Source organism: Arthrobacter sp. 05N429 (genome assembly GCF_056397045.1).
In genome coordinates this window covers 71,131-96,916 of sequence record NZ_JBFTMQ010000011.1, presented here as the reverse complement: position 1 = coordinate 96,916, position 25,786 = coordinate 71,131, and the positions used below count along the sequence as shown (strand labels likewise).

The window sequence follows — 25,786 nt, the reverse complement described above, 5'->3', positions numbered from 1 at the left end:
GCTCCGGTCAGTTGCTGGCGGTCTTGGGTGAGCGGGTGGTGGGGTCCTGCGGGAGGTGCAGGACCGCCGGCAGCCCGGATTCGACGGCGCGGCGGAAGGCGGCACCGAAGTCCTCGGCCTTCTCCACGCGTTCGCCGTAGCCGCCGTAGGACCGGGCCAGCGCGGCGAAGTCCGGGTTGGTCATGTGCGTGCCCGAGGGGCGGCCCGGGTAGTGGCCTTCCTGGTGCTCACGGATCGTGGCAAAGATGCCGTTGTCCACCACCAGGGCGATGAACTTCCCGCCGTGGCCCATGGCCGTGGCCATTTCCTGGCCGTTCATCATGAAGCAGCCGTCGCCGGCCACGGAGATCACCTGGCGCCCCGGGTAGGCCAGGGAGGCGGCCACCGCCGCCGGGATCCCCATGCCCATGGCACCGTTGCGGGGCGCGGCGAGCGAGTTCGCCGCGTTGTGCTTGAGGTAGCGGGCCGGCCACAGCGAGTGGTTCCCGGCGCCGTAGGTGATGACGGCGTCGTCGTCCATTTCCTGCTTGAGGATTTCCATCACGACGGCGAGGTCCACGCCAGTTCCACCGTCAGGCTGCGCGGTGGAGAACTTTTCGTAGTCCGCCCGGGCACCGGCCAGCCAGCCGGCCACGGGTTCCACAGCGGATTCCGTGGCGGCCAGGGCGTTGGCAAAGGATGCGACATGGGCCGGAATGTGCTGGTCCAGCCGGCCGAAGTGGCCCAGCAGGTCGGCGCCGGGGTGGACGACGACGGTGACGGCTTCCAGTCCGCGCTTGTAGCCGTCGGAGAGGACGTCGGCGCGGACGCAGCCGACGAAGAGCAGCAGGTCGGCCTCGTCGAGGCGGCGGGCGTTGGCGTCGCTGCGGGCGTAGCCGAGGTAGCCGGCATAGGCATCGCTGGAGTGCGGGACGGCGTCGTAGGCGCGGAAATCCGCGAGCACGGGGACGCCGTGGCGCGCGGCCCAGCCGGCCAGCGCGTCGGATGACGTCTGATCCCAGCCCTCGCCGCCCACCACGATCAGCGGCTTCCTGGCCGCGGCCAGCTTCGCTTCGAGGCCGGCGAGGTCCACCGCGGCAGGTTCGGTGCGGGCGACGGTGCGGGGTTCCACGGTGCCAGATTCGATGGCGTGGACCAGCACGTCTTCGGGGAGGCCGATCACCACGGGGCCGGGACGTCCGCTGAGCGCCGTGAAGATGGCGTCGTCCACCACGCGGGCGGCGGAGGCGGCGTCGTCGAGCGTCACGACCTTCTTGGCGGTGCTGCCGAACCAGGCGTTGATGTCGAATTCCTGGAACGACTCCCGGCCGCGGTCCGCGACCGGGATGAGGCCCACGAACAGGATCATCGGGGTGGCGTCCTGGTGCGCGGTGTGGATGGCGATGAAGGCGTTGGCGGCGCCGGGGCCGCGGGTAACCATGGCCACGCCGGGAAGCTCCGTGAGCCGGCCTTCGGCGAGGGCCATGAACCCGGCGCCGCCTTCGTGGCGGGTCACCACGGTTTCGATAGAGGATCCGTGGAGGCCGTCGAGGACGTCCAGGAAGCTTTCTCCGGGGACGCCGTAGACGCGCTGGATGCCGGCCCGTTCGAGCTGGGCGACGATCAGGTGCCCGGCGGTGGTTGCGGTGCTCAATGCTTCATTCCCTTTTCTTCGATGCTCAGTGCGGGGAGGAAAATGCCGGACAGCGCGGTCATCACCGAGACGACCAGCAGGATGATGGCGCCGGGCCAGAAGGAGTTGCCGTTGGCCGCGACGAGGGCCGTGGCGATCAGCGGCACAAAACCGGAGATGACGCCGGCGCTGTTGGAGGTGATGGCGACGCCGGTGTAGCGGACCTTCGTGGCGAAGAGCGCGGTCAGCGCCGTACCGGACACCGCGTACGGGATGGACAGGGTGCACACGCCGACGATCATGGCCAGGATGACCAGGGCCGGGATGGCGGTGTCGATGGCCAGGAACACCGGGACGGCGACGAGCGCGGACGCCACGCCACCCCAAAGGATCACCTTGCTGGCACCATACTTCTCGCCCATGCGGCCGGCCCAGATCAGGACGAAGATCTCGAATACCGCGGCGAGGAGCGAGCCCAGCAGCAGGGTTTCATAGGGCATCTTGAGCACCTTGGTGCCATAGAAGACCACGAAGCTGGTGATGAGGTAGAAGCCGCCGATGCCCAGCAGCGCCGAGCACATGCCGACCAGGATCTGGCGCCAGCTCTTCGTCAGGACGCCGCGGATGGGGGCGTGCTCGGTCTCGCCGGACTCCATGAGTGCCTCGAATTCCGGGGACTCGCTGAGCTTGCTGCGGATCCACATCGAGATGGCCAGCAGCGGGATGGCCGCAATGAACGGGATGCGCCAGCCCCAGGCGTCGAAGTTGGTCTGGCCCACCAGATAGAGCATGCCGAAGAAGCCGCCGGAGGAGAGGATGGTGCCGATCGGCGAACCGATCTGCGGCAAGGCGGCGTAGCGTGCGCGCTTGGCAACGGGGGCGTTTTCGACGGCGATAATCACCGCGCCGCTCCACTCGCCGCCGACCGCGAGTCCCTGCAGGATGCGCAGGGCCACCAGGATGATGGGGGCCGCGACGCCGATGGTCGCGTAGTTCGGCAGGAGGCCGATGAGGCCGGTCACGACGCCGATGCCCACGATCGTGACCATCAGGATCTTCTTGCGCCCCACCTTGTCACCGAGGGCCCCGAAGATGAAGCCGCCGATCGGGCGGGCGACGAAGCCCACGGCCAGGGTGGCGAAGGAGCTCATCGCCGAAACGAAGGGATCCTGCGACACGAAGTACTGCGCGTTGAACACCAGCGCCGCGGCGGTGGTGAACAGGAAGAAGTCGTACCACTCCAGGGCTGTTCCGACGAGGGCCGCGAGGGCTACCTTCTTGGCCACGCTCTCATCGACGGGCCCCGGCGTCTGCGGGCCGTCGATGGTGGTGGCGTTGCTTGCGCTGTTTGCCATGATTACTCCAAAGAAATGTGACTGGTCTTTGCTGCGGCCGGCGCGGTGGGCCCCGGGCGGTGTCGTGCCAGGGCCGGTGACGCGCAGGCTCGATGCTTCCGGCGGGTGTGATTGGGCTCACTCTTATGCTTCGTTCCATTCTGCCAGTAGCTTTTTCCAAAATAACTAGCAGTGCGCCACGCATCCTGGGCCATAGAATGTGAGAATGCACAATTTTGAGTCTCCGGGCGCCGAGTTCCGCTGGAGCGAGCTGGTGGACCAGCTGGAGGGCCGGCTGGACATCCTTGCGCAGGCTTTCACCGCAAGAGTGCGGCAAATCCCGGAGTATGGAGACAGCCAGGTGACCGTCCCGGAAATCCGGGACACGGCGCGGGAAACGTTCCGCCGGCTCATCCACGGGCTGCGGGGCGGCCCGGAGGACGCGGCGCGGGACGGACTGCTTGCATTTGCCTCGGACCTCGGGTCCAAGCGTGCCCGGGCGGGGATACCGCCAGAGTCCCTGACATCTGCCGTGCGGCTGGACTTCAGCATCCTGTGGGCGGACCTCCTGGAGATCGCCGCACCGGAGGACGCCGGCCTGCTCGCTTCCCGCGTGGATCAGGTCTGGCGGGTGGTCGACGAATTCGCCACGCGGACACACATGAGCTATCTGACCGAGCAGGTGCGCATGGCCCAGGAAGAGTCCAGCATCCAACGCGAATTCATCGCGCGGCTGTTCAACCAAAGCACGCCCTCGGCCGAAACCTCCGCACAAGTCGGCTCAGCCCTGGGCATCGGGCCGGATGCGCGGTGCGGGCTCGTGGCCGCCAGCGGCGAAGCCGGGGCACGCCTCCGCGCCGTGGCAACACAGTTCGGCTCCGCCCAGCGCCGCCAAAAGATCTTCCTCCATGAGTCAGGCGGAAACACCTACCTGTTTTGGCCGCTGCCCCCGCGCCCGGCCAGGGCGGTGCAGGGCATGGTGCTGCAGTTGCCGGCGGCCCTGGCGGACATTCCCTGCGGGTATGTCCCGGAGGTGTCCGGGCTGCGCGGCCTTCCCGCCGCTGCCCGGACGGCAGAGAGTCTCGCCGCCCTCCTGCGCCCGGCCGATTCAGGGCCCCTCTCCGCAGATGCCGCGTGGACGCGGCTCGCGCAGCAGAACCTCCAGGACGCAGGACTCGACCTCGCCGCCCAACTGGATGAGGCGTTGGAGGACTGCCGCGGCGGGGAACGCGAACGCCTCACCGAGACGGTGCGGCACTATCTGTCTACCGGGAACATCACGGCCACGGCCGAACAGCTGTTCTGCCACCGGAACACCATCCTCAACCGGCTCAACCGCTTCGAGGAATTGACGGGAATCGACCTTACGGTGCCTGCCCAGGCGGCCCGGCTGGTGGTGGCCTGGGCCTAGCGGTTGTGTGAACACACACTTTGGGGCCCTTATTGGTGGGGTTTCCGCCATTGAGCTGTGATCCCCAACACAGAATAGTTGGCTACTACCTTGCACTGGACACTCGTCCCCGCACCCCATCTGGAGATACTGATGGCTCAATTGGTAGAAACCACCTCCCACGCCTCTGCCCGGCTAGACCTGGCCAAAATGCGCAAAATCGCCCTCGCCAGCGTCATCGGCACCACCGTCGAGTGGTACGACCTCTTTGTATTCGGCACAGCCTCCGCGCTCGTGTTCAACAAGATCTTCTTCCCCAGCTTCGACCCCATCGTCGGCACCATGCTCGCCTTCGGCACGTTCGCCTCCGCCTATGTGGCCCGCATGGTGGGCGCAATCATCTTCGGCCACTTCGGAGACCGGCTGGGCCGGAAGTCCATGCTCCTTATCTCCCTCCTGACCATGGGCGCCGCCACCTTCGCCATCGGCCTGCTGCCGGACTACAACAGCATCGGCATCATGGCCCCGCTGCTGTTGCTCTTCCTGCGCGTCATCCAGGGCCTCGCCCTGGGCGGCGAATGGGGCGGCGCCGTCCTAATGACCGTGGAGCATGCTCCCGCGTCCCGGCGCGGGTTCTATGGCTCGCTGGTCCAGGTGGGCGTGCCCGCCGGCACCCTGATCGCCAATGTCGCGTTCCTGATTGTCGCCTCGACCGTCAGCACCGAAGCCCTCCTTAGCTGGGGCTGGCGCATCCCGTTCCTGGCCTCAGCGCTGCTCGTGGCGGTGGGCATCTACATCCGGCTGCACATCGAGGAAACCCCGTCCTTCCAGGCAGTCAAAGAAGCCGGCGCCAAAGCCAAGCTGCCCTTCGCGGCGCTCATGGCCAAGTACTGGAAGCAGGTCATCCTCGGCGGTGTCGCCACGCTGTCCACCGGCAGCACCTTCACGCTGCTGGTCGCCTCGGGTGTGTCCTACGGCAAGAAGGAACTGGGCCACTCCGAGGCCCTCATGCTGTGGGTGGTGCTGGCCGCCTGCGCCCTGTGCTTCGTCCTGATCCCCTTCTTCGGCCAGCTTTCTGACAAGTACGGCCGCAAACCGATCATCTACGCCGGTGTTGCCGCCGAAGCCTTGTTCGCCTTCCCGATGTTCTGGCTGATGGACACCAAGTCCGTGCCGCTGCTCTTCGTCGCCTACCTGGCCATGATGACGGCCTTCGCCGCCAACTACGGCCCGATCGCCACCTTCCTTGCCGAGCTCTTCGGCTCCAAGGTCCGCTACTCCGGGCTGTCCGTCGCCTACATGCTGTCCGGGCTCCTCGGCAGCGCCGCAACACCGTTCATCACGACGTGGCTGCTGGGCGTGACCCACCAGAGTTCCTCCATCGCGTGGTACATCATGGGGGCCTCCCTCGTCTCGCTCGGCGCCTTGTTCGTCCTGACGGAAACACGGCACGGCAACATCGACGCCGTCGACATGGCTCCCGCAGAAGCCAGCGTCGAAGCGGAGGCTGCCAGATGACCGCCCCCGCCGTTCTTTCCGGAGCCGGCACGGTCCGCCGGATCGCGCAGATCCCGGGCGGGGCGGATGCCGTGGGCCCGTTCTCCCAGGCGGTGGTTGCCAACGGCTTCGTGTTCACCGCGGGCCAGATTCCCGCGATCAGCGGGCTGGATGACCAGCCGGACACGTTCGAGGACCAGGTCCGCCAGACCATCCTCAACCTCCAGTCCGTGCTCGAGGCCGCCGGGTCGGGCCTGCAGCACGTGGTCAAGGTGAACGCCTACCTCACCGATCCCGGCCGGCTCGAAGACTTCAACCGCGTCTACTCGGAGTTCTTCGGAACGGCCAAGCCTGCACGGACCACGGTCTGCGCGAGCCTGTGGGGCGTGGCGCTGGAAATCGACTGCGTAGCCGTGGTTGCCGGCCCGACTCCCCCGGCGGCCCGGTGAGCGCCGCGGGCGTCCGGATCGGCGCCGGTCCTGGCGGGAAACTCCGTGAGGAGCTCCGCGAGCGGCTCGCCGCGGTCAGCTACCCCACCATCGGGCACTTCCTGGAGGACGGATTCGTGGATCCGGCCATCCGGTCCCTGCTCGACGGCGTCAAGATAGCCGGCCCGGCGGTCACGGTGCGCATTGTGGACCATGACGCCTATGCCATGAACCGTGCCTTGCTGGAGCTGTACCCGGGCGCAGTGCTCGTCGTGGACATGTCCGGTGACCACCGGCACGCGCCGGTTGGCGCCGTCACCGCCGCTGCCGCCACCGCGCGAGGAGCCGCCGGCGTCGTCGTCGACGGAGTAGCAACCGACGTCCTGGAGCTCCGCGCCACAGGCCTGCCGGTCTTCGCCCGGGGGACTTCGTGCCTGACCACCAAACGGATCCACAGCGGCGGTTCCGCCGTGAACGTCCCCGTATTGTGCGGCGGAGTTCCGGTCCATCCGGGCGACTGGGTGCTGGGGGACGACAACGGAGTGATCGTCCTGTCCCCGGAGGCTGCGGGCGATGTCCTGGGTCAGGCGTTGGCATCCGACGCCGCCGAACCGGCCCTGCTGGCACGGATCGCCTCCGGCGAGCCGCTGGAATCGGTGCTGGCGATCTGACCGACGGCGCGGGGAACGGGTCAGTGATGGGGTAGAACTTAACCATGAATGTTCGCACTCCTGACCCGAACCCCGGCTGGCTCTCCGACGACGATTTGTTCGAGGCGCGCGGCCGGCTGCCCATGGTCTACGTCGAGGCCGTCCCGGTCCGGCTGGACCCGCTCGGGTTTGTGAACGAGGTCGGCACGCTCCTGCAGGCCGACGAGGACGGCAACATGATCCGCTCGCTGGTATCCGGCCGGGTGCTGTACCGGGAGACCATCCGAGCCGCCCTGCTGCGCCACATGGAGAAAGACCTGGGCCCGCTCGCGTTTCCGCAGCTGCCGATCAGCCCGGTTCCGTTCACGGTGGCCGAGTACTTCCCGTCCCCGTCCCACACGGGTTTCACCGACGACCGCCAGCACGCCGTGGCGCTGGCGTACATCATCCCGGTCACCGGCGAATGCACGCCCCGCCAGGACGCACTGGAGCTGACGTGGATGACGCCGCAGGAAGTCATGAGCTCGGATGTCCAGCTTGAATTCAGCGGCGGCCGCGGCGCCCTGATCCGGCAGGCCCTGGCCTTCGCCGGCGTCGGGAACTGACCGCCGCCGGCTGCGGGAACTGACCCCCGTGACTGGCTGCCCCCGCGCGCCTTTGTAGACTGTTGGGCGGACCGCAAAAGAATTTAAGGACTCCAGATGACCCACCCCCCGGCCGCCCCGAACTACATCGAACAGCAGGCTGGATCTCTGCAGAGCGGGGATCATCTGCTTCTGCCCGACGGCCACCGTTCCGCCGAAATCCAGCGGGTGGACGTCGAAACCGACGATTTCGGAACACCCGCCATGGTGCTGGCGACCCTCACCGGCGGCGGCGGGCTCCGGATCGCGGCGGCCTCCACCGTCCTGATCCAGGAGGCGGCCGCCGAGGCTGACGCGACTCCGGCCGAGGACGCCGGCTCGCCGCTGCAGCTGGTCGAACCGGCCACGGATGAAGACGGCGCCCGGGCCGAACCGGACAGTAGCCAGGAGCCCGACGGCGGCGCCGCAACTGCCGCCGTCGTCGTTCCGCCCCTGCCGCCCGTTCCGCCCGTGGTGAGCGGCCCCAGCGAAGAGGACCTGGCGCTGATCCCTGCCCTGGACGGCACGCCCGAGTCCGTGGTGGAGGCGGCGGCTGCGGCCCACCCGAAGTCCGTGGGAGTGCTGCTGCTCAGCGAACGGCTGGCCAAGGGCATCAACACGAAGTCCGGCAGCTGCCTCAAGGACCTCAACGACCTGGCGCAGGAACTGTTCATCATCCTCAAGGACGCCAAGAGCGCCCTCGCCGTTGCCGATCTGCTCAATGTGCTGCCCTTCGACGGCAACCGCGGCCGCTGGTCGTCGGTGGAGGCTTCCCTGGCCCTGTCCAGCTACATCTGCCGCCAGCTCGGCCAGGCGGACCGGGCCGCCGTCTACGAGAAGTTCCTCCGTGCACCCGACGCCATGGAGACGGACCCGTTCAAGGCCCGCATCAACGCCAAGGTGCGCCAGCGCTCCCTCAACGAACCAAACCTGTACGACAAGGAAATTTTCCGTTCGATGGACAACTCGAATCCGGATGCGGAACGTGAATGGCGGCTCCTGCGGCTCGAGGCTTTGCTGTTCCTGCGCGCCCACGGCGGATCGGAAACCATCGGCGCCCCGGAGCTGGACCGCCGCATCGGCAACGAGCTCGAGTCCGTCCGCTCCTGAGGCGTTTGCCCCCTATCCCCTCAGGGCAGGGCGTTGTAGATTCACCCCATGACGAACAATCTGAGCGTTGTGATCAACTCCGACGCGCAGCAGGTTTGGACAATGCTGCGCGAGCCCGCCAAGGTTTCCCAGTGGCACGGCTGGGAAGCCGATGACCAGGCGGCCGAGATCAATGAGATCTACTTCAGCCCCAATGTGGTCGAAGGCGCCGACCACACCTCCCTCGTGGTCGATGGCGGGGACGTGTTCACCCTGAAGCCCGTCCCGGCCGGCACGGAACTCAGCGTCACGCGGGCCGCGGTGGACCACAATTCCGAGTGGGCAGCCTGGGACGAGGACATCACCCAGGGCTGGCTGACCTTCATCCAGCAGCTCCGGTTTGCCCTCGAGCGGCACCCGCACGGCAAACGCCGGACCTTCTTCTTCTCCGTCCCCGGGAACGAGGGGTCGGCGATCGAAAAACTGGGATTGTCGGAGGTTCCCAAGCCCGGCGAACCGTACTCGCTCACCCTGGCCACGGGCGAGGAAGTCTCCGGCAAGGTCTGGTTCCGCAGCAACCACCAGGTGGGACTCACGGTCCACCACTACGCCGAACACGGCGAGGGCCTGGTCATCGTGGCGGACCAGCCGGCCATCAAGGACATCAGGCCCGAGGGCGGCTCCCTGGTCATCGTCTCCACCTACGACCTCGGGGCGCACCAGCTGGAGTCCATCCGCGGCTACTGGGACAAGTGGCGGGCTGAGAACTACCCCACATCCGATCCGCTGCACTAAGGGTTGAAGGCTGTTAGCTGGCACACTTGAACGGTGCCAGCCAATCCTGACTTTGCGTCCTTGCCCCCCGCGCCCGCCCGACAGTCCGAGTTCTCCTTCCGCGTGGGCAAACGCCTGAGTGAAAGCTGCTCGCCGTCGGCCGATCAGGTTGCCGCTAACGGTGGGGAGTTCCTGGGCCGCACCGGCACCATCACCACACCCCACGGCGAGATCCAGACCCCGGCGTTCATCGCTGTCGGCACCAAGGCCACGGTCAAGTCGGTGCTCCCGGAGTCGGTCGCCGCACTCGGCGCGCAGGCCGTGCTGGCCAACGCCTACCACCTGTACCTGCAGCCCGGCGCGGACATCCTGGATGAGGCCGGAGGCCTGGGCGCCTTCATGAACTGGCGCGGCCCCACCTTCACCGACTCCGGCGGGTTCCAGGTGATGAGCCTGGGCTCGGGGTTCAAAAAGGTCATCGACATGAAGTCGGTGGACAATTCCGGACCCGACGACGCCGTCGCCCCCGGCAAAGAACGCCTGGCCCACGTGGACGAGGAAGGCGTGTGGTTCAAGAGCCACCTCAACGGCGACCGGCACCGCTTCAGCCCCGAAATTTCCATGAACGTCCAGCACCAGATCGGTGCGGACATCATGTTCGCCTTCGACGAGCTCACCACGCTGCAGAACTCCCGCGGCTACCAGGAGGAATCCCTGGAACGGACCCGGCGCTGGGCCGAACGGTGCATCACCGAGCACTTCCGGCTCACCGCCGAGCGCGTCGGCAAGCCCTACCAGGCCCTGTTCGGGGTCATCCAGGGCGCACAGTACGAGGACCTGCGCCGGAAGGCCTGCCGCGATCTCGGCGCGATGAACTTCGACGGCTTCGGCATCGGCGGGGCGCTGGAGAAGGAGAACCTGGGCACGATCGTGCGCTGGTGCAACGAGGAGCTGCCGGAGAACAAGCCCCGGCACCTCCTCGGCATCTCCGAACCGGACGACATCTTCACCGCGATCGAGAACGGCGCGGACACCTTCGACTGCGTCTCCCCCACCCGGGTGGCCCGCAACTCGGCGTTCTACCACCCCACCGGCCGGTACAACCTCTCCGGCGCCATGTACAAGCGCGACTTCGGTCCGCTGCAGGAAGGCTGCGACTGCTACGCCTGCCTGAACTATTCGCGGGCCTACATCCACCACCTGTTCAAGGCCAAGGAAATGGTCTCCGCCACGCTGATCTCGATCCACAACGAGCGCTTCGTCGTGAAAATGGTCGACGACGCCCGGCTCGCCATCGAGGCCGGCAACTTCTTCGAGTTCAAGGCCGAGACCCTGGGGCAGTACTACTCCTAGGTTCCGCCCCGCCGTCGAGGTCGCCGCCGATTCGACGGTTCCCTGCGCCCACGACGTCGGGAAACGTCGAGCAGGCGGGCACCCGTCGAATCGGGGGCTTTCCACATAGCCGCCCAGGTCTCTGGGCGCAGCAGTGCGCGCGCGTGACGCTGGTTTCATGACCTTCGAACTCCCCACAGCCGCGGACCTCTGGCGCACGGACCAGCTCCTGGCATCCGGACTAGACTCCCGGGCCATCGCACAGCTGGTGCAAGGGGCGGAGCTCGTCCGGTTGCGCCGCGGCACTTACGCCCGCGCAGAATGGTGGCAGGGGCTGAACTCCACCGTCCGACGGCGGCAGCTGGTCTTCGCCCATGCGCTCGGGACGCTAAGGACGTCGCCGGGGCGTTTTGTCTACAGCCACGTCTCGGGCGCCAGCCTGCATGACCTGCAGCTGTGGAAAGTCGATGACCGCGTGCACCTGACCCAGGAAACATGCCCCTCCGGGATCTCGCACGGGCGCGACGTCGTGGCGCACACCCGGCCTTTGGGCAGCCGCGAGGTGTGCTTCGTGGACGGGCTTCCCTGCACCTCGCTGGAACGCACCGTGGTGGATTGCTGCCTGATGTTCACCGTGCCGCAAGCCGTAATTCTGATGGATCACGCTGCCCGGATGGGCGCCGACCTTGGCCTCGTCCGGGCCCGGTGCACCGACCTCGCCGGCCGCAACGGAGTGGTCGCCTTGCGGCGGGCCCTCGAACTGGCTGACCCCCGCTCCGAGTCTGCTGGCGAAAGCCTGACAAGGGAACTGCTGCACAGGCTCAGGATCACGCCGCCCGAGGTGCAGTACGTGGTCCGGACTCCGCTCGGGGAGCACCGGCTGGACTTTGCCTGGCCGGAGCGAAAAGTTGCCCTTGAGTTCGACGGGAGGACCAAGTACTTCGACTACCGTCCCACCGGCGACGTACTGTTCGCCGAGCGGCGCCGCGAGAAAGCCCTGATGGAACAGGGCTGGACCTTCATCCGGATCGAGTGGAGGGATTTGTTCAACGAAGTGGAGTTCAAGTACCGGGTGTTACGGGCGTTGAGCCACGGCACGGGGGCCGACAGCCCGCCGTTTCGACGGTTCCGCAGCGGCTAGACGGTGCGCGGCGTCGAGTGGGCAGGGAACCGTCGAAACGGCGGAGGAATGAGGAGCCCTTACGCCCCGTAGCTCGGTTCGCGCTTCTTGATCCAGCCGATCGCGGCCGCGGTGACCGGGACGAAGAGGAACTCCACGAGGGTCTTGTAGAGGAAACCCACGGCGACGTAGTTCACGAACGTGCCGACGTCGGTAATCCCGATCACGGAGGCGGCGATGCTGCAGAAGATCAGGGTGTCCACGAACTCCCCGGCAACCGAGGAGCCCATGATGCGCGCCCACAGGGACTTCTCCCCCGTGCGGGCCTTCATCTTCACGAGGATCCAGGCGTTGATGGTCTGCCCGGCCAGGAAGGCCAGCAGCGAGGCGAGCACGATCTGCGGAACCGGTCCCAAAGCGCCTTCGAGCGCGGCCTGCTTGGCGGAGCCGAATTCGTCGTCGAACCCCGGGAGCGCAATGACGATCCAGTAGCACAGCGACGCGAAGACCGACAGGGCGAAGGTGGTGATGATGGCCTTGCGCGCCACCCTGAAGCCGTAAACCTCGCTGATGACATCGCCCAGGATGTAAGCCAGCGGGAAGAGGAAGAAGCCGCCGTCGGTAATGATCGGGCCGATCGCCACACCCTTCGATGCCCCGATGTTGGAAAGGATCAGCACCACTGCCATGACGGCCAGCAGGATGCCGAAATGGGGGGAACCGATAGAGGCGAACTTCGGCGGCGCGGCGGCCGGAAAAGTCTTGGCGGAAGTCATGGGTGGTCCATTCATAGTGGTTCGCCTGGTGCCCGGATCCTCATGGAGGACAACGCGGCAGCCGGCTGTATTAGCACTGGATGGCTCCGGGCGGGCTGGCCGCGGGAACCGCCTTCCATTCTCTCACCCCGCGCCGGCATACGAACCGGCTACCGCGAGAACCGGAGCCCGTCCGGGGCCAGCTGTGAATACCCGCACTGTGAACGCTCCGGACGTGGTGGCAGGATGGGGCCATGGAGGAGACCCATCCTGCCACTGCAGTTTCCACGCGCGCCCTCGTCAAGCGGTACCGCGACGTCACCGCCGTCGACTCCCTCAACCTCGACGTCCGCCGCGGCGAAATTTACGGATTCCTTGGCAGGAACGGGGCGGGAAAGACGACCACAATCCGCATGCTGCTCGGCCTGATCCGACCGAGCGGCGGGGAAGTAACCGTACTCGGCCGGCGCATCATCCCCGGTGAGACGAGCGTGTTCTCGCGCGTCGGATTCCTTGTCGAGACGGCGGCTGCCTACCCCAACCTCACCGTGCGCGAAAACCTCGACATACAGCGCCGCCTCACCGGCTCACCGCCGGGGTCGGTCGAGGACTCAATCACGCTGCTCCGCCTCGGCCCGTACGCCGGGCGGCGCGCCGGGCAGCTCTCGCTCGGCAACAAGCAGCGCCTCTCGCTCGCCCGCGCGCTGCTGCACTCCCCCGAACTGCTGGTGCTCGACGAGCCCGCCAACGGCCTCGACCCGGCCGGCATCGTCGAGATCCGCGAACTCCTCCGCTCACTCGCCGACGAGCGCGGTGTCACCGTCTTCATGTCGAGCCACATCCTTGCCGAGGTCGCCCATCTTGCCGACCGTATCGGCATCATCCACAACGGCCGCCTCATCGAGGAGTCGTCGCGCGACGACCTCGCCGCGAAGGCACGCTCCTTCGCGGCCGACGCCTACACCCCGGAAGAACGCGAGCAGGCGCTGCTGACGCTGGACCTGGAGCGGTACTTCCTCGCGCGCACTGGCGCTGCAGCCAAGGGCTCCGTGGCCTGATGTTCGGTCAGGTTCTCGCCACCGAGTTCACGAAGCTTCACCGCGCCAAGGCGACCTGGGCCACCCTGGCGGTGCTCGCGATGATGCCGCTCGGCATAGCGCTGTTCATGTGGATCGTGCGCGAACCGGGGCGGGCGGCCCAGCTGGGGCTTGCGGGCACAAAGGCGAGCCTCGCCGGCCTCGAGGCGACGTGGCCCGAATACTTCTACATGCTCACGTTGGTCTTTGGCATTGGTGGGATGCTCCTGCTGGCGTTCATCGTCGCCTACTTGTTCGGCCGGGAGTACGGTGATGCCACCGCCAAGAACATGCTCGCGCTGCCCGTGGCCCGTCACTGGTTCGCCGTCGCCAAGCTGGCGGTCGCGGCTGCGTGGTGGATGGCACTCATCGTCCTCGTCCTCCTCGAGGCGATGGCGATCGGATTTGCGATGGGGCTGCCGGGGTTCTCTGCGGAGCTGGCCGCTACCGGCCTGGCCAACGTGCTGCTCGCTGCGTCGATATCCTTCCTGCTCGCTCCCGTGGTTGCCTGGATCGCCGTGTTGAGCCGCGGTGAAGTGGCCCCCATCGCCTTCGCCCTCGTGATGCTCGCCCTGGGAAACCTGTTTGGCAGAACCGGCTGGGCGGAGTGGTTCCCGTACTCGATCGTCCCGCTGCTGATCGGAATGGTTGCGGACCCGGTCGACACGCTCACGGCCGGCAGCTACGTGGTGCTGGCGGGGACGTTCACGGCAGGCACCATCGCGACGATCCTGCAGCTGCGGTTCGCAGACAACGCCCAGTAGGCCCGGCTGAACGGCCGCAGCCCCAGCAGTAGCGTCGCCTCGGCAGCCCGCGTCAGCAGCGCCCGTCTTAACGACGACGGCGGGCCGCCGGCTGCCGGGACCGAAGTCCAGTAGCCGGCGGCCCGCCGTCGCACGCGCCGCCCGTTCGCGGGCGGCCCGCGAACCTAGCGGCGCGAGGCGTCGACGAGGTCCTTGTCGTCGTCCAAGCGGCCGTCGCCGGACCCGGTCGGGCCCGCAACGGGCTCCCAGGCGTGGCCCTGCTCGTGGTCCAGGTGGGTGGACTTCTTGTTCTTCAGCGCGAAGATGTAGACCAGCAGCGAAATGCCGATGCCCACGGTGATGTAGGTGAAGAAGATTTCCACCTGGCCGGCCTTCTGGAACGCGGCGCCCACCAGCGGCGTGGTGCCGCCGAAGAGCGAGTTGGCGATTGCGTAGCCCAGGCCCACGCCGAGGGCGCGGATGGAGGCCGGGAACAGCTCGGCCTTCACGAGGGCGTTGATCGAGGTGTAGCCGCCGACAATGAGCAGGCCGCCCATCATGAGCAGGAACGCGGTGAACGGATCCTTCGTGCCGGCCAGCGCGGACAGCAGCGGCCAGGTCAGCAGCACACCGGTGATCCCGAACCAGAGCAGCAGCGGGCGGCGGCCCACGCGGTCCGAAATGATGCCGTAGACCGGCTGCAGCAGCATAAAGATGAACAGTGCCCAGAAGCTGATGACGGACGTGGTTTCCTTGGCGATGCCGCTGGTGTTCTGCATAAAGGACAGCGTGAAGTTGGTGTAGGTGTAGAACGCCATAGTCCCGCCCAGAGTGACGCCGATGCAGATCAGCAGGGCCTTCCAATGCTTGGTGAACAGCAGCTTCATGGTGCCCGGCTGGGCTTCCCCGCCGGCTGTTCCGGCCTTGGCGGCGGCAGCCTGCTCCGCCGAGATGGTCTCCTCCATGGACCGGCGCATCCAGAGAACGACGAGCGCAGCAACGCCGCCGATCGCAAACGGTATCCGCCAGCCCCACTCGCCCAGCATCTCCTTGCCGAGGGTCCGTTCCAGGATGACGAGCACCAGGAGGGCCAGCATCTGCCCGCCGATGAGGGTGACGTACTGGAAGCTGGAGAAGAATCCGCGCCGCTTGGCGGTGGCGGCCTCGGACATGTACGTGGCGCTGGTGCCGTACTCGCCGCCTACGGAGAAGCCCTGCAGCAGCCGGATAAGGACCAGGAGGACCAGCGCCCAGATGCCGATGACCTCTTTGGTGGGCAGCAGCGCGATGGCGAAGGAGCCCGCGGACATCATCGTCACGCTAAGGGTCAGCGCGGCTTTCCGGCCGTTGCGGTCCGCGTAGCGGCCGAAGAACCAGGCGCCGATCGGGCGCATAAGGAACGTCACCGCGAAGACGGCCATCGCTTCAAGGTTGCTCTGCAGCGGGTCCTTGGAGCTGAAAAAGTGGACGGCAAAGTAGGCGGAGAATGCCGTGTAGATATAGACATCGAACCACTCGACGAGGTTGCCTGCCGAGCCTTTGAGGATGTTGCCGACGGCTTTTCGGGTCTGGGCCGCTTCGGACACTTGGGTGCTCATCAATGAACCTTCCTGGATCCGGCGCCGCAAGGAAGCAACACCGTCCGCCACCTTATTAGCCGTGATCCGGAACACGTGCGTTTTGTTCATATTGGTCATGCGCACAATGCGGGCGGTTTTCCGGGAATGGCAGGATGGGACCATGACTTCCACCGCCTTTGACTCCGCCGCCCTGGCGGCCACCGCCCACGACGACGCCCCGGCGAGTCCCGCCGTGGCCCTGACCATCGCCGGCTCCGAAGCGACCGGCGGCGCCGGCGCACAGGCCGACCTCAAGACCTTCCAGGAACTGGGCGTCTTCGGCATCGCCAACCTGACCTGCATCGTGTCCTTCGATCCGCAGGACAACTGGAACCACCGCTTCGTCCCGGTCGACCAGGAGGTCATCGCCCACCAGCTGGAGGCGACGACGGCGGCCTACGGTGCCGCATCCGGCGCGCCCTCGACTCTGGACACCGTGAAGATCGGCATGCTGGGCAGCCCGGCGACAATTTCGACCGTGGCCTCGGCACTGGCCGCGGGCGGTTTCACCAACGTCGTGCTGGATCCGGTGCTGATCTGCAAGGGCCAGGAGCCGGGCCACGCGCTGGACACGGACCAGGCCCTCAAAGCTCAGATCCTGCCCCTCGCCACGTTCGTGACGCCGAACCACTTCGAGGCCGAGTCCCTCTCCGGACTGGCCATCACCGACCTCGAATCGCTCAAGGCCGCCGCGGTCCGGATCCACGAGCTCAGCGGCGCCGCGGTGCTCGCCAAGGGCGGCGTGCGCCTGGCCGGGCCGGACGCCGTCGACGTCTACTACGACGGCGACACGCTGGAGGTCCTGTCCGCCCCGAAGGTGGGCGAAGTGGCGGTGTCGGGCGCCGGCTGCTCGCTGGCCGCCGCCGTGACGGCCGAGCTGGCCAAGGGCGCGACCCCGCTCGAGGCTGCGCGGACGGCCAAGGCGTTCGTGACCGCGGGAATCCGCAACCGGGTGGCCTCGGGAGCCCCGTTCGATGCGCTCTGGCAGGGCGGACCGCGCTAGCGGCGCCTCATCTCGACGCTCCCTCACCTATCGCGGATTCTGTCCGGGCCCTCCCTCACGTCCGGCAGCTACCGTCAGGACGCTCCCTCACCCGTTGAGGGAGCGTCTGGTTCTTGCCTGCAGGACCCGAAGGAGCGTCTCAAGATGAGCGGGGATCGGACACCCTGCCCATAAAGAGGGGCAGCCCGGTCTCGATGTGGACGATCTCAAACTGGAACGGCCGGTCGAAACGGATCACCTCCATCGCAGCCACGCCGCTGACCGCCCGGGCGTTGATCTGGGTCACGGCGGCGGCAACGGTGCCCTTCTCGGCCACGGTGATGCTGGCGGACTGTGCGGCCTGCGTGATCTTGAGGCCATGCTGGATTGAGTCGAAGTCGGTCCCGGTTTGGAGCATTTTCTGCAGCCCCAGGTCCGTGAAGACCTGGCGCAGCTCAAAGCTGCTCTCCTGCTCCCACTTTGGCAAGGAGATCTGCACGGGCGCCGGGGAGGCGGCTTCAAGGGCCAGGGCCGCGTCGGCGGCGTGCTGTGGTCCGGGCCCGGAAGTCCCGGAATCCGGCAGTACGAGCCGCATCACAAATCCCTCGGCATAAGGCAGTTCGACGGCCTGCCAGCCTGCACCCCGGGCGTAGGCAAGGTCCTGGACGCCTGACATGGTGGGGACGGAAACCTGGCCGCCGTCGGGCGTCGTAAACGGCAGCTCAGAAGTATCCGCAGGGTCGAAGGGCACTTTCCACGCCGAGGCGAAGTACACGGCGTTGAGCACGCTGAACGTGTTTCTACGGTCATACTTCGCGGGCGCCTTCTTGATCCGTCCGCCGGTGGTCTGGTTCACCCAGGCGTCGATTGCCGGCTTGGTGGCGGCCTCATCCTGGAAGTCCACCGGGTATACACCGGTCCCGTAATGCCGGGCCAGGGACTGCAGATAGCCCTCCCCGGTGGGCAAGCCCTTGTCCACGAACAAGCCGTTTGCCGTGTGCAGGACCGGCCGGCGGGGAGGATCCTTTTCGTCCACCGAGCCGGGGTCGCCGTCGAAGGCTTCCAAGGAAGCCAGCAGCGCGTTCAGGGCATCGTCGCGATGCTCCGCGGGGAGGCCCAGCACGCTGTCCATCTCGGCAGCGGTTGCGCCGGATGCACCCACCCGCAGCATTGCCAGGGCAATAAGCAGGCTGCCCGGGGACGAGACTACGTTTCCGCTTCCGGCGTTCCCGCCGTCTGCCAGCAGGGCGGCGCCCAGCTTCCGCGCCGACGCCCGGAGCTGAGCCAGCTCGGCCGGATAGGCGGACCCTTCCGCCGAAACGCGTTCGACGCCGTCGGCCTTCACCAGCGCCGGAGGCGAGGCGGAACAGGCCGTCAAGGCCAGCGCCATGGCAGCCCCCGCGGCAACAAGCCGCGCTGTGGTCTTCTGTTTCATCGCGCCCCCAAGGCCCGCACACGAGGTACAAAAGCGGAGGTCTCCGCCTACGGCCAGTCAACCATCGGGCCCGGAATAGAGCGACCGCGCCCGGGTCACGATTTGACGCCGCTTTCTGCCGACCGAGCAGCACTGGCGCCGCCCGGTCCACGCCACGCGGGTCCGCGCCACGCGATCGGCCACCCGGTCGCCGGAAAGGTAACCGGCGACGGCGCTGTCAGCCCCGCGGTATGTTTCTCAGGTTGCTCCGCGCCATGCTGACGGCCTCTCCGGCGCCCCGGTTGAGGACCACCTTGGACATGGCCGTGGCGAAGCCCAGAACCTGGGCGCCCTTGATCTTCGGAGGAAGGGACAGGGCCTTGGGGTCGGTGATGAGCTCCACGAGCGACGGGCCGGGGTGGGCGAAGGCTTCCCGGTACGCGGCCGCGATGCGGGACGGGTCCGTGACGCGGACGGCGTGGAACCCCAGGGCGCGGGCCACCGCGGCGTAGTTCGCATCGGGCACGTCCACGCCGAAGTCGGGGAGCCCGTCCACCAGCATCTCCAGCTTGACCATGCCCAGGGTGGAGTTGTTGAACACCACCACATTGACCGGGAGCCGGTGGGCGGCAACGGTGATCAACTCCCCCAGCAGCATCGACAGGCCGCCGTCGCCCGAGACCGACACCACCTGCCGGCCGGGGTAGGCCAGCTGGGCGCCGATCGCATGGGGAAGTGCGTTCGCCATGGACCCGTGCAGATACGAGCCGATCAGGCGGCGCGTTCCCAGCGGATTGATATAGCGGGCGGTCCAGACGTTGCACATGCCCGTATCGGCGGTGAAGATCGCGTCCCGCGCCGCCACTTGGTCCAGCACCGATGCCGCGTATTCCGGGTGGATCGGCTGTTTGGTTTCCACCTTGCGCGTGTAGGCGCCGACGGCCTTGTTCATCAGGCGGTCGTGCTTCTTGAGCATCGCGTCGAGGAAGCGCCTGCTCTTCTTCGGCTTCAGCAACGGCATCAGAGCCGCCAGGGTGGGGAGCACGTCACCGTGCACTGCGATGTCGACGTCGGTCCGCCGGCCCAGGTTCTGCGCCGCCTGGTCCACCTGCGCCGTGCGGGTTCCGGGCAGGAACTGGTCATAGGGGAAGTCCGTGCCAAGCAGGATCAGCAGGTCCGCGTCCTCGATCCCTTCGGCCGCGGCGCCGTAGCCCAGCAGCCCCGTCATGCCGATGTCGTAGGGATTGTCGTACTGCATAAAGTCCTTGCCGCGGAGCGAATGCCCGATTGGAGCGTTCACGGCTTCCGCGAGGGCGATGACCTCGTCGTGGGCGCCCTCGACGCCGGCGCCGGCGAAGATCGCGACCTTGTCCGCAGCGTTGATGGCCTCGGCCAGTTCCCGGACGCTGGCCGGGTCCGGCACCAGCGTGGCGGGCCGGAAGGCCGCGGGGGCCGGCGTTTCGGCGGCCGCTTCCAGCCCGGCGATATCCCCGGGAAGGGTGACGACGGCGACGCCCCGGAGGGCGACGGCGTGCTGGATGGCACTGTGCATCACTCGCGGCGCCTGTTCCGCCGTGCTGATCAGCTCGGAGTACACCGAGCATTCGTTGAACAGTCGGTCAGGGTGGGTTTCCTGGAAGAAGGTGCTGCCGATCTGCTTGCTCGGGATATGCGAGGCGATCGCCAGCACCGGAGCTCCGGAGCGGTTGGCGTCATACAGACCGTTGATCAGATGCAGGTTTCCCGGCCCGCAGGAGCCTGCGCAGACCGCCAGGCGGCCGGTCAGCTGGGCTTCGGCCGCGGCGGCAAACGCGGCGGCCTCCTCGTGCCGGACGTGAATCCAGTCGATCCCGCCCTTCGCGGCGCCGCCAGTCTTGCGAACGGCGTCGACAATCGGGTTGAGGCTGTCGCCGACAATGCCGTAAATGCGCTGCACGCCGGCGGCTTGGAGTTGTTCGATGAGCTGGGTGGCAAGTTCCTTGGCCATGGGTGCACGCTCCCGCAGTCGAATCCATTAACTGACAGGGCCAATATAGTCCGCTGAGCTTTCAGCCACGCCCAGCGGGACGCTCCCTCACATCCGGCAATCAATCGCCGGACGCCCCCTCCCCTGATGTGCGGGAGGGTCGCGCCGGAACGGCACGGACTGAGGGACCGTCCTGCCCACCCCTGCGGAACATGAGGGAGCGTCCCGCCAAGAACTGAAGGAAGGGCGGGAGCGTCCGGACGTCAGCTGCCGGAATGTGCCTGCAGGAAGGAATAGACCTCGGTCTCGTCCACGCCGGGGAAGGCTCCCGGCGGCATCGCGGCGAGCAGGTGCGAATGTGCCCGTGCCGAGGGCCACGCGTTGCCCGCCCACTCGGAGGTCAGTGCGGCCGGGGGCCTGCGGCAGCAACTCTCGTCCGGGCAGGTCGACTTGGACCGCTCCGTGGTGTCGCGGCCGCGGAACCACTTGACCTGCGCATAGGGAACCCCCACGGAGAGCGAGAACTCCCCGTTGGCAGATCGCTCGGTCCGGGCGGTGCACCAGTAGGTACCCGCCGGGGTGTCCGTGTATTGGTTGTAGGCGCTGAACTTGTCCGGCACGTCAAAGACCACCCGGGACGTCCAGTTCTTGCACGACGGCTGGCCCTCGATGGCGCCGGTGTGGTCCTGCGGGAACGTCACGCCGTCGTTCTCATAGGCCTTGTAGATGATCCCGCTCTTGTGCGTCTTCTGGAAGTGGGTGCGGATGTCCAGGTGCTGGGTGGCGAGGTTGGTGAACCGGTGCGCCGCGGTCTCGTAGGACACGGCGAAGGCGTCCCGGATGTCCTCCACCGCGATCTCCTTGGCCTGCTTTGCCTTCTGCAGGAATTCCACGGTGGCCTGCTCGGGCAGCAGGAGCGCGGCGGCGAAGTAGTTCGTGGCCACGCGCTGCATCAGGAAGTCGCCGTAGTTGGTGGGCGTCTGGTGCCCCAAGACGTAGTGCCCCAGCGCCTGCAGCAGCACCGAACGGGGGTCGTGGTCGCTGCGCCCGTTCTGCGTGAGGTAAATCCGGCGGTTCTTCAGGTCGGTCACCGAGCGAGTGGAGTGCGGAAGGTCGCCCACATGGTGCAGGCTGAACCCGAGGTGCCCCGCGATATCCGCAATGACGTGATGCGACAGCGGGCCGCTCGTGTGCCCCACGGAGGCGAGGACTTTCTGCGCCTCCGCCTCGTACTCCGGGAAGTAGTTGTTCCGCTCGCGCATCATGGCGCGCAGCTCCCCGTTCGCGCGGCGGGCCTCTTCCGGCGTCGCGACCTGCTCGTTGAGCCGGCGTTCCAGCTCGTGCTGCAGCCCCACCATGGACTCCAGCACGTCCATCGGAAGCCGCGAGCTGATGCGGATCTTGGGCAGGTTCAGGGACTCGTAGATGGGGCTGCGCTGGTAGCGTTCCAGCTCGATCTCCAGTGCGGCGCGGCGGTTGGGCGGCTCCGCGCCGAGCAGCTCGTCGATGCTCACGCCGAGGGCCGCCGCGAGCTGCTGGAGCAGGCCGAGTTTCGGCTCGCGTTTGCCGTTCTCGATCAGGCTCAGCTGGCTGGGAGCGGTTCCCACCGTGGCGCTGAGGTCATCGAGCGTCAGCCCGGCGGCCTTGCGGAGGTGGCGGACGCGGCGGCCCATGCTGATCACATCCACTTCGGGCACTGCGGTCGAGGGCGACGAGACGGGGCGGTTCCAGCTGGCGGGATGCATTTCTTGAGAATACGCGAAGAAGTGCATTTCTTTCCAGAGTTTTGGTCTAGAAAGCCCCTTGAAAGTACAGAAAAGTAGATCTTACGGAAAGATTCAGCATCCGGATCAGCCGCTTGAACTGCGAGGAAGCAGCCAAACCGGCCCCGGACCCCACCAAGGAGACAACGATGACTGCAGCATTTGAGCCCACCCAGCAGACGCCCGAACAGCAGGCCGCCGCCCTGGAGCTCGAGTGGGCCGCCAACCCGCGCTGGGAAGGTGTCACTCGGGACTACAAGGCTTCCGACGTCGTCCGCCTCCGCGGCCGCGTCTCCGAAGAGCACACCCTGGCCCGCCGCGGCTCCGAGAAGCTGTGGAAGCAGCTCACCGAGGAACACAGCACCGGCAAGTACACCAACGCCCTCGGCGCCCTGACCGGCAACCAGGCCGTGCAGCAGGTCAAGGCCGGCCTCCGCGCCATCTACCTCTCCGGCTGGCAGGTCGCCGCGGACGCCAACAACTCCGGCCACACCTACCCGGACCAGTCCCTGTACCCGGCCAACTCGGTTCCCACCGTGGTCCGCCGCATCAACAACGCCCTGCTCCGCGCGGACCAGATCGAGTTCTCCGAGGGCGTCCAGACGGTCGAGGACTGGATGGTCCCGATCGTCGCCGACGCCGAGGCCGGCTTCGGCGGCCCGCTCAACGCCTACGAGCTGATGAAGTCCATGATCCAGGCCGGCGCCTCGGGCGTGCACTGGGAAGACCAGCTCGCCTCGGAGAAGAAGTGCGGCCACCTCGGCGGCAAGGTCCTGATCCCCAGCCAGCAGCACGTCCGCACCTTGAACGCCGCCCGCCTGGCAGCCGACGTCGCCGGCACCCCGTCTGTGATCATCGCCCGCACCGACGCTGAGGCAGCCACCCTGATCACCTCCGACGTCGACGAGCGGGACCAGGAATTCATCACCGGCGAGCGCACTGCGGAGGGCTTCTACAAGGTCCGCAACGGGATCGAACCCTGCATCGCCCGCGCCAAGGCCTACGCCCCCTACTCCGACCTCATCTGGATGGAGACGGGCACCCCGGACCTGGAACTGGCCCGCAAGTTCGCCGAATCCGTCAAGGCCGACTTCCCGGACCAGATGCTGTCCTACAACTGCTCCCCGTCGTTTAACTGGAAGAAGCACCTCGACGACGCCACCATCGCCAAGTTCCAGCGCGAACTCGGCGCCATGGGCTTCACCTTCCAGTTCATCACCCTGGCCGGCTTCCACGCCCTGAACTACTCGATGTTTGACCTCGCCCACGGTTACGCCCGTGAAGGCATGAGCGCCTACGTCGAGCTGCAGGAGAAGGAATTCGCCTCCGAATCCCGCGGCTACACCGCGACAAAGCACCAGCGCGAAGTCGGCACCGGCTACTTCGACGACATCGCCACTGCGCTCAACCCGAACGCATCCACCCTCGCATTGGTCGGATCGACCGAAGAGGGCCAGTTCCACTAATCCCCAGCCGCCCCCTCCGCTCGCAAGCTCGCGAGGGAACCCGGCGGCCGTGGCCCCCCACCTTTCCCGCCCGTTGCTCTATCACTTTTGGTCCTCATTGACCGCCTTTAGGGACCAAAAGTGATAGGGCAACGGCGGACTTTCAAGGAGCAACTCCCATGAACAGCTTCACTGACAACTTCACCATCAACGGGATCACGCTGACTGCCCAGCCGATTTGCCGGCAGGGCGAGGTCCTTACTCCGGACGCGCTGGCGTTCGTTGCCAAGCTGCACAAGGCGACGGCGGGACGGCGGCTGGAGCTGCTACAGGCACGCCGTGACCGCCGCCAGCAGATCGGCAAAGGCCAGGACCCGCGGTTCCTGCGGGAGACCGAGTCTGTCCGCAACGATCCGAACTGGCGCGTCGCTCCTCCGGCTCCGGGCCTGACGGACCGCCGCGTCGAGATCACCGGCCCGGTGGACAAGAAGATGACTATCAACGCGCTGAACTCCGGCGCCAAGGTGTGGCTCGCGGACATGGAGGACTCCTCCACGCCGTCGTGGCGCAACGTCATCCAGGGCCAGCTCAACCTCACGGACGCGCTGGAGCGCCGAATCGACTTCACGTCGCCCGAGGGCAAGGAGTACAAGCTCCGTGACGCCGACGAGCTGCCCACGATCGTGGTCCGGCCCCGCGGCTGGCACCTGCCGGAAAAGCACATGCTCATTGACGGCACCCCGATTGCCGGCGGAATCGTCGACTTCGGCCTGTACTTCTTCCACAACGCCCGCCGCCTGATCGCCCAGGGCAAAGGTCCGTACTTCTACCTGCCGAAAATCGAGAACCACCTCGAAGCCCGGCTGTGGAACGACATCTTCGTCCTCGCCCAGGACCTGCTGGGCATCCCGCAGGGCACTATCCGCGCCACCGTGCTGATCGAAACCATCACGGCCGCGTTCGAGATGGAGGAGATCCTCTACGAACTGCGCGACCACGCCGCGGGCCTGAACGCCGGCCGCTGGGACTACATCTTCTCCCTGATCAAGAACTTCCGCACCCGCGGCCCGCGCTTTGTCCTGCCGGACCGCAGCCAGGTGACCATGACCCAGCCGTTCATGCGCGCCTACACCGAGCAGCTCGTCCGGGCCTGCCACAAGCGCGGCGCCATGGCCATTGGCGGCATGGCCGCGGCCGTCCCCAACCGCAAGGATGCGGACGCCAACGCGATCGCCATCGAGAAGGTCCGTGCTGACAAGACCCGTGAGGCCGGCGACGGCTTCGACGGCTCCTGGGTGGCACACCCCGACCTGGTTCCGGTCTGCCGTGAAGTGTTCGACGGCGTCCTCGCCGACCGCCCGAACCAGCTGGACCGCCTCCGCGAGGACGTCACCCCGGACGACCGCGCACTGCTCGATATCGCCTCCACCACGGGCACCATCACCGAGCAGGGCATCCGGAACAACATCGAGGTTGGCATCCGCTACATCGAGTCCTGGCTCCGCGGCAACGGCGCCGTCGCCATCCACAATTTGATGGAGGACGCCGCCACCGCGGAGATCTCCCGCTCGCAGCTGTGGCAGTGGATCTTCTCCCGCGCCATCACGGACCACGGCGACGTCATCACCCGCGAATGGGTCGAGGACATGCTGGACGAGGAGTTCGCCAGGCTGGAGCGTTTCGAGGGCGACCGCTTCGCAGATGCGAGGGACATCTTCGAGGAAGTCACGCTCACCCCGTCGTTCCCCGCCTTCCTCACGCTTCCCGCCTACGACCGGTTCCTGCATGAAGCCCGCGACGGCGCAGAAGTCCCCAGCGAGGACCCGGCGCTCGTCCCCGCCTAACGGCAGGGCGGCACAGATTTCCGTTTGCTGGGCTGCCATGCCCTTCGCAACAGGCACCCCGAGATCCGGGGCGGCGGCCCAGCGACGGAAGACCCCCAGTCCCGACAACGACGTCGAGGTGACAGTTAAGGCCCATGTTCCCCGTGAACATGGGCCTTAACTCTGACCTCGGCGGCCCGTGGGCCTGGCCGCGACCTGCCGGTGAAGTGGTCCTTCTTGGTGGCAATACCTGCCACTTTGCGCGGACTACTTGACTTCCCTGTGATTACTGTCGCGCTAAGGTGCCCACGGTTACGATGTGACAACGTGAATGCACCAGCCAGCTCGTCA

General features: G+C 67.0%; 21 protein-coding genes. 14 read left to right on the top strand and 7 right to left on the bottom strand.

Features of this window, described 5'->3' with window-relative positions; genetic code table 11:
- Positions 1-7: 7 nt before the first annotated feature.
- A complete protein-coding gene (locus tag AC1DF4_RS16070) occupies positions 8-1,633 on the bottom strand; it encodes a thiamine pyrophosphate-dependent enzyme (RefSeq protein WP_476913815.1) in 1,626 nt (541 codons plus the stop codon).
- A complete protein-coding gene (locus AC1DF4_RS16065; protein ID WP_476913814.1) occupies positions 1,630-2,967 on the bottom strand; it encodes an MFS transporter in 1,338 nt (445 codons plus the stop codon). The genes AC1DF4_RS16070 and AC1DF4_RS16065 overlap by 4 nt, the downstream gene beginning before the upstream one ends.
- Before the next feature lie 205 nt (positions 2,968-3,172).
- Between AC1DF4_RS16065 and AC1DF4_RS16060 the strand changes: the two genes are divergently transcribed.
- The 9 genes from AC1DF4_RS16060 to AC1DF4_RS16020 all read left to right on the top strand — a co-directional run bounded on the left by AC1DF4_RS16060 (position 3,173) and on the right by AC1DF4_RS16020 (position 11,870).
- A complete protein-coding gene (locus AC1DF4_RS16060) occupies positions 3,173-4,357 on the top strand; it encodes a PucR family transcriptional regulator (protein WP_476913813.1) in 1,185 nt (394 codons plus the stop codon).
- Positions 4,358-4,489: 132 nt separating this feature from the next.
- Entirely contained in the window at positions 4,490-5,854 is a 1,365-nt protein-coding gene (locus tag AC1DF4_RS16055; protein WP_476913812.1) for an MFS transporter, read from the top strand.
- Complete coding sequence (locus tag AC1DF4_RS16050; RefSeq protein ID WP_476913811.1) at positions 5,851-6,282, top strand: RidA family protein; 432 nt, start codon at positions 5,851-5,853, stop codon at positions 6,280-6,282. The genes AC1DF4_RS16055 and AC1DF4_RS16050 overlap by 4 nt, the downstream gene beginning before the upstream one ends.
- Complete coding sequence (locus AC1DF4_RS16045; protein ID WP_476913810.1) at positions 6,279-6,932, top strand: RraA family protein; 654 nt, start codon at positions 6,279-6,281, stop codon at positions 6,930-6,932. Before AC1DF4_RS16050 ends, AC1DF4_RS16045 begins: the two co-directional genes overlap by 4 nt.
- Before the next feature lie 44 nt (positions 6,933-6,976).
- Positions 6,977-7,516, top strand: a complete 540-nt coding sequence (locus tag AC1DF4_RS16040; RefSeq protein WP_476913809.1) for an NUDIX hydrolase family protein — start codon at positions 6,977-6,979, stop codon at positions 7,514-7,516.
- A 96-nt stretch (positions 7,517-7,612) separates the two neighbouring features.
- Positions 7,613-8,644, top strand: a complete 1,032-nt coding sequence (locus AC1DF4_RS16035; RefSeq protein ID WP_476913808.1) for a DUF6707 family protein — start codon at positions 7,613-7,615, stop codon at positions 8,642-8,644.
- Between the two features lie 48 nt (positions 8,645-8,692).
- Complete coding sequence (locus AC1DF4_RS16030) at positions 8,693-9,418, top strand: SRPBCC family protein (protein ID WP_476913807.1); 726 nt, start codon at positions 8,693-8,695, stop codon at positions 9,416-9,418.
- A gap of 33 nt (positions 9,419-9,451) precedes the next feature.
- A complete protein-coding gene (gene tgt / locus AC1DF4_RS16025) occupies positions 9,452-10,750 on the top strand; it encodes a tRNA guanosine(34) transglycosylase Tgt (protein WP_476913806.1) in 1,299 nt (432 codons plus the stop codon).
- Positions 10,751-10,907: 157 nt separating this feature from the next.
- The gene (locus tag AC1DF4_RS16020) at positions 10,908-11,870 is read left to right on the top strand and encodes a type IV toxin-antitoxin system AbiEi family antitoxin domain-containing protein (protein WP_476913805.1); all 963 of its coding nucleotides are present in this window, start codon (positions 10,908-10,910) and stop codon (positions 11,868-11,870) included.
- A gap of 59 nt (positions 11,871-11,929) precedes the next feature.
- Here AC1DF4_RS16020 and AC1DF4_RS16015 read toward each other — a convergent pair whose 3' ends face one another.
- A complete protein-coding gene (locus AC1DF4_RS16015) occupies positions 11,930-12,625 on the bottom strand; it encodes a queuosine precursor transporter (RefSeq protein ID WP_476913804.1) in 696 nt (231 codons plus the stop codon).
- A 233-nt stretch (positions 12,626-12,858) separates the two neighbouring features.
- On the opposite strand from AC1DF4_RS16015, the gene AC1DF4_RS16010 reads away from it, so the two are divergent.
- Together AC1DF4_RS16010 and AC1DF4_RS16005 are read left to right on the top strand one after the other, a co-directional pair.
- Positions 12,859-13,662 (top strand): ABC transporter ATP-binding protein, encoded by an 804-nt coding sequence (locus AC1DF4_RS16010; protein ID WP_476913803.1) that lies wholly within the window; start codon positions 12,859-12,861, stop codon positions 13,660-13,662.
- Positions 13,662-14,444: an ABC transporter permease gene (locus tag AC1DF4_RS16005; protein WP_476913802.1), complete on the top strand. Its 783-nt coding sequence runs from the start codon at positions 13,662-13,664 to the stop codon at positions 14,442-14,444. Before AC1DF4_RS16010 ends, AC1DF4_RS16005 begins: the two co-directional genes overlap by 1 nt.
- 164 nt (positions 14,445-14,608) lie before the next feature.
- On the opposite strand, the gene AC1DF4_RS16000 is transcribed toward AC1DF4_RS16005, so the two are convergent.
- Entirely contained in the window at positions 14,609-16,021 is a 1,413-nt protein-coding gene (locus tag AC1DF4_RS16000) for an MFS transporter (RefSeq protein ID WP_476913801.1), read from the bottom strand.
- 142 nt (positions 16,022-16,163) lie between these two features.
- Between AC1DF4_RS16000 and AC1DF4_RS15995 the strand changes: the two genes are divergently transcribed.
- Positions 16,164-17,045, top strand: coding sequence for a hydroxymethylpyrimidine/phosphomethylpyrimidine kinase (locus tag AC1DF4_RS15995; protein WP_476913800.1), 882 nt, complete (start codon positions 16,164-16,166; stop codon positions 17,043-17,045).
- 139 nt (positions 17,046-17,184) lie between these two features.
- Here AC1DF4_RS15995 and AC1DF4_RS15990 read toward each other — a convergent pair whose 3' ends face one another.
- The 3 genes from AC1DF4_RS15990 to AC1DF4_RS15980 form a co-directional block, all read right to left on the bottom strand.
- On the bottom strand, positions 17,185-18,459 hold the full coding sequence (locus tag AC1DF4_RS15990; RefSeq protein WP_476913799.1) for a serpin family protein: 1,275 nt from the start codon (positions 18,457-18,459) through the stop codon (positions 17,185-17,187).
- Between the two features lie 217 nt (positions 18,460-18,676).
- The gene (locus AC1DF4_RS15985; protein WP_476913798.1) at positions 18,677-20,425 is read right to left on the bottom strand and encodes a pyruvate dehydrogenase; all 1,749 of its coding nucleotides are present in this window, start codon (positions 20,423-20,425) and stop codon (positions 18,677-18,679) included.
- A 242-nt stretch (positions 20,426-20,667) separates the two neighbouring features.
- The gene (locus tag AC1DF4_RS15980; protein ID WP_476913797.1) at positions 20,668-22,176 is read right to left on the bottom strand and encodes a helix-turn-helix domain-containing protein; all 1,509 of its coding nucleotides are present in this window, start codon (positions 22,174-22,176) and stop codon (positions 20,668-20,670) included.
- Between the two features lie 140 nt (positions 22,177-22,316).
- Here AC1DF4_RS15980 and aceA point away from each other — a divergent pair, with 140 nt between their 5' ends.
- Complete coding sequence (aceA, locus tag AC1DF4_RS15975; protein ID WP_476913796.1) at positions 22,317-23,633, top strand: isocitrate lyase; 1,317 nt, start codon at positions 22,317-22,319, stop codon at positions 23,631-23,633.
- A gap of 158 nt (positions 23,634-23,791) precedes the next feature.
- Positions 23,792-25,456: a malate synthase A gene (aceB, locus tag AC1DF4_RS15970; protein WP_476913795.1), complete on the top strand. Its 1,665-nt coding sequence runs from the start codon at positions 23,792-23,794 to the stop codon at positions 25,454-25,456.
- Positions 25,457-25,786: the final 330 nt, after the last annotated feature.

Bases quoted from the DNA above. Each gene is read 5' to 3' on its own strand.
- AC1DF4_RS16065 (WP_476913814.1), bottom strand. From the start codon at position 2,967: ATGGCAAACAGCGCAAGCAACGCCACCACCATCGACGGCCCGCAGACG.
- AC1DF4_RS16060 (WP_476913813.1), top strand. From the start codon at position 3,173: ATGCACAATTTTGAGTCTCCGGGCGCCGAGTTCCGCTGGAGCGAGCTG.
- AC1DF4_RS16055 (WP_476913812.1), top strand. From the start codon at position 4,490: ATGGCTCAATTGGTAGAAACCACCTCCCACGCCTCTGCCCGGCTAGAC.
- AC1DF4_RS16050 (WP_476913811.1), top strand. From the start codon at position 5,851: ATGACCGCCCCCGCCGTTCTTTCCGGAGCCGGCACGGTCCGCCGGATC.
- AC1DF4_RS16040 (WP_476913809.1), top strand. From the start codon at position 6,977: ATGAATGTTCGCACTCCTGACCCGAACCCCGGCTGGCTCTCCGACGAC.
- AC1DF4_RS16035 (WP_476913808.1), top strand. From the start codon at position 7,613: ATGACCCACCCCCCGGCCGCCCCGAACTACATCGAACAGCAGGCTGGA.
- AC1DF4_RS16030 (WP_476913807.1), top strand. From the start codon at position 8,693: ATGACGAACAATCTGAGCGTTGTGATCAACTCCGACGCGCAGCAGGTT.
- AC1DF4_RS16020 (WP_476913805.1), top strand. From the start codon at position 10,908: ATGACCTTCGAACTCCCCACAGCCGCGGACCTCTGGCGCACGGACCAG.
- AC1DF4_RS16015 (WP_476913804.1), bottom strand. From the start codon at position 12,625: ATGACTTCCGCCAAGACTTTTCCGGCCGCCGCGCCGCCGAAGTTCGCC.
- AC1DF4_RS16010 (WP_476913803.1), top strand. From the start codon at position 12,859: ATGGAGGAGACCCATCCTGCCACTGCAGTTTCCACGCGCGCCCTCGTC.
- AC1DF4_RS16005 (WP_476913802.1), top strand. From the start codon at position 13,662: ATGTTCGGTCAGGTTCTCGCCACCGAGTTCACGAAGCTTCACCGCGCC.
- AC1DF4_RS16000 (WP_476913801.1), bottom strand. From the start codon at position 16,021: ATGAGCACCCAAGTGTCCGAAGCGGCCCAGACCCGAAAAGCCGTCGGC.
- AC1DF4_RS15995 (WP_476913800.1), top strand. From the start codon at position 16,164: ATGACTTCCACCGCCTTTGACTCCGCCGCCCTGGCGGCCACCGCCCAC.
- AC1DF4_RS15990 (WP_476913799.1), bottom strand. From the start codon at position 18,459: ATGAAACAGAAGACCACAGCGCGGCTTGTTGCCGCGGGGGCTGCCATG.
- AC1DF4_RS15985 (WP_476913798.1), bottom strand. From the start codon at position 20,425: ATGGCCAAGGAACTTGCCACCCAGCTCATCGAACAACTCCAAGCCGCC.
- AC1DF4_RS15980 (WP_476913797.1), bottom strand. From the start codon at position 22,176: ATGCACTTCTTCGCGTATTCTCAAGAAATGCATCCCGCCAGCTGGAAC.
- aceA (WP_476913796.1), top strand. From the start codon at position 22,317: ATGACTGCAGCATTTGAGCCCACCCAGCAGACGCCCGAACAGCAGGCC.
- aceB (WP_476913795.1), top strand. From the start codon at position 23,792: ATGAACAGCTTCACTGACAACTTCACCATCAACGGGATCACGCTGACT.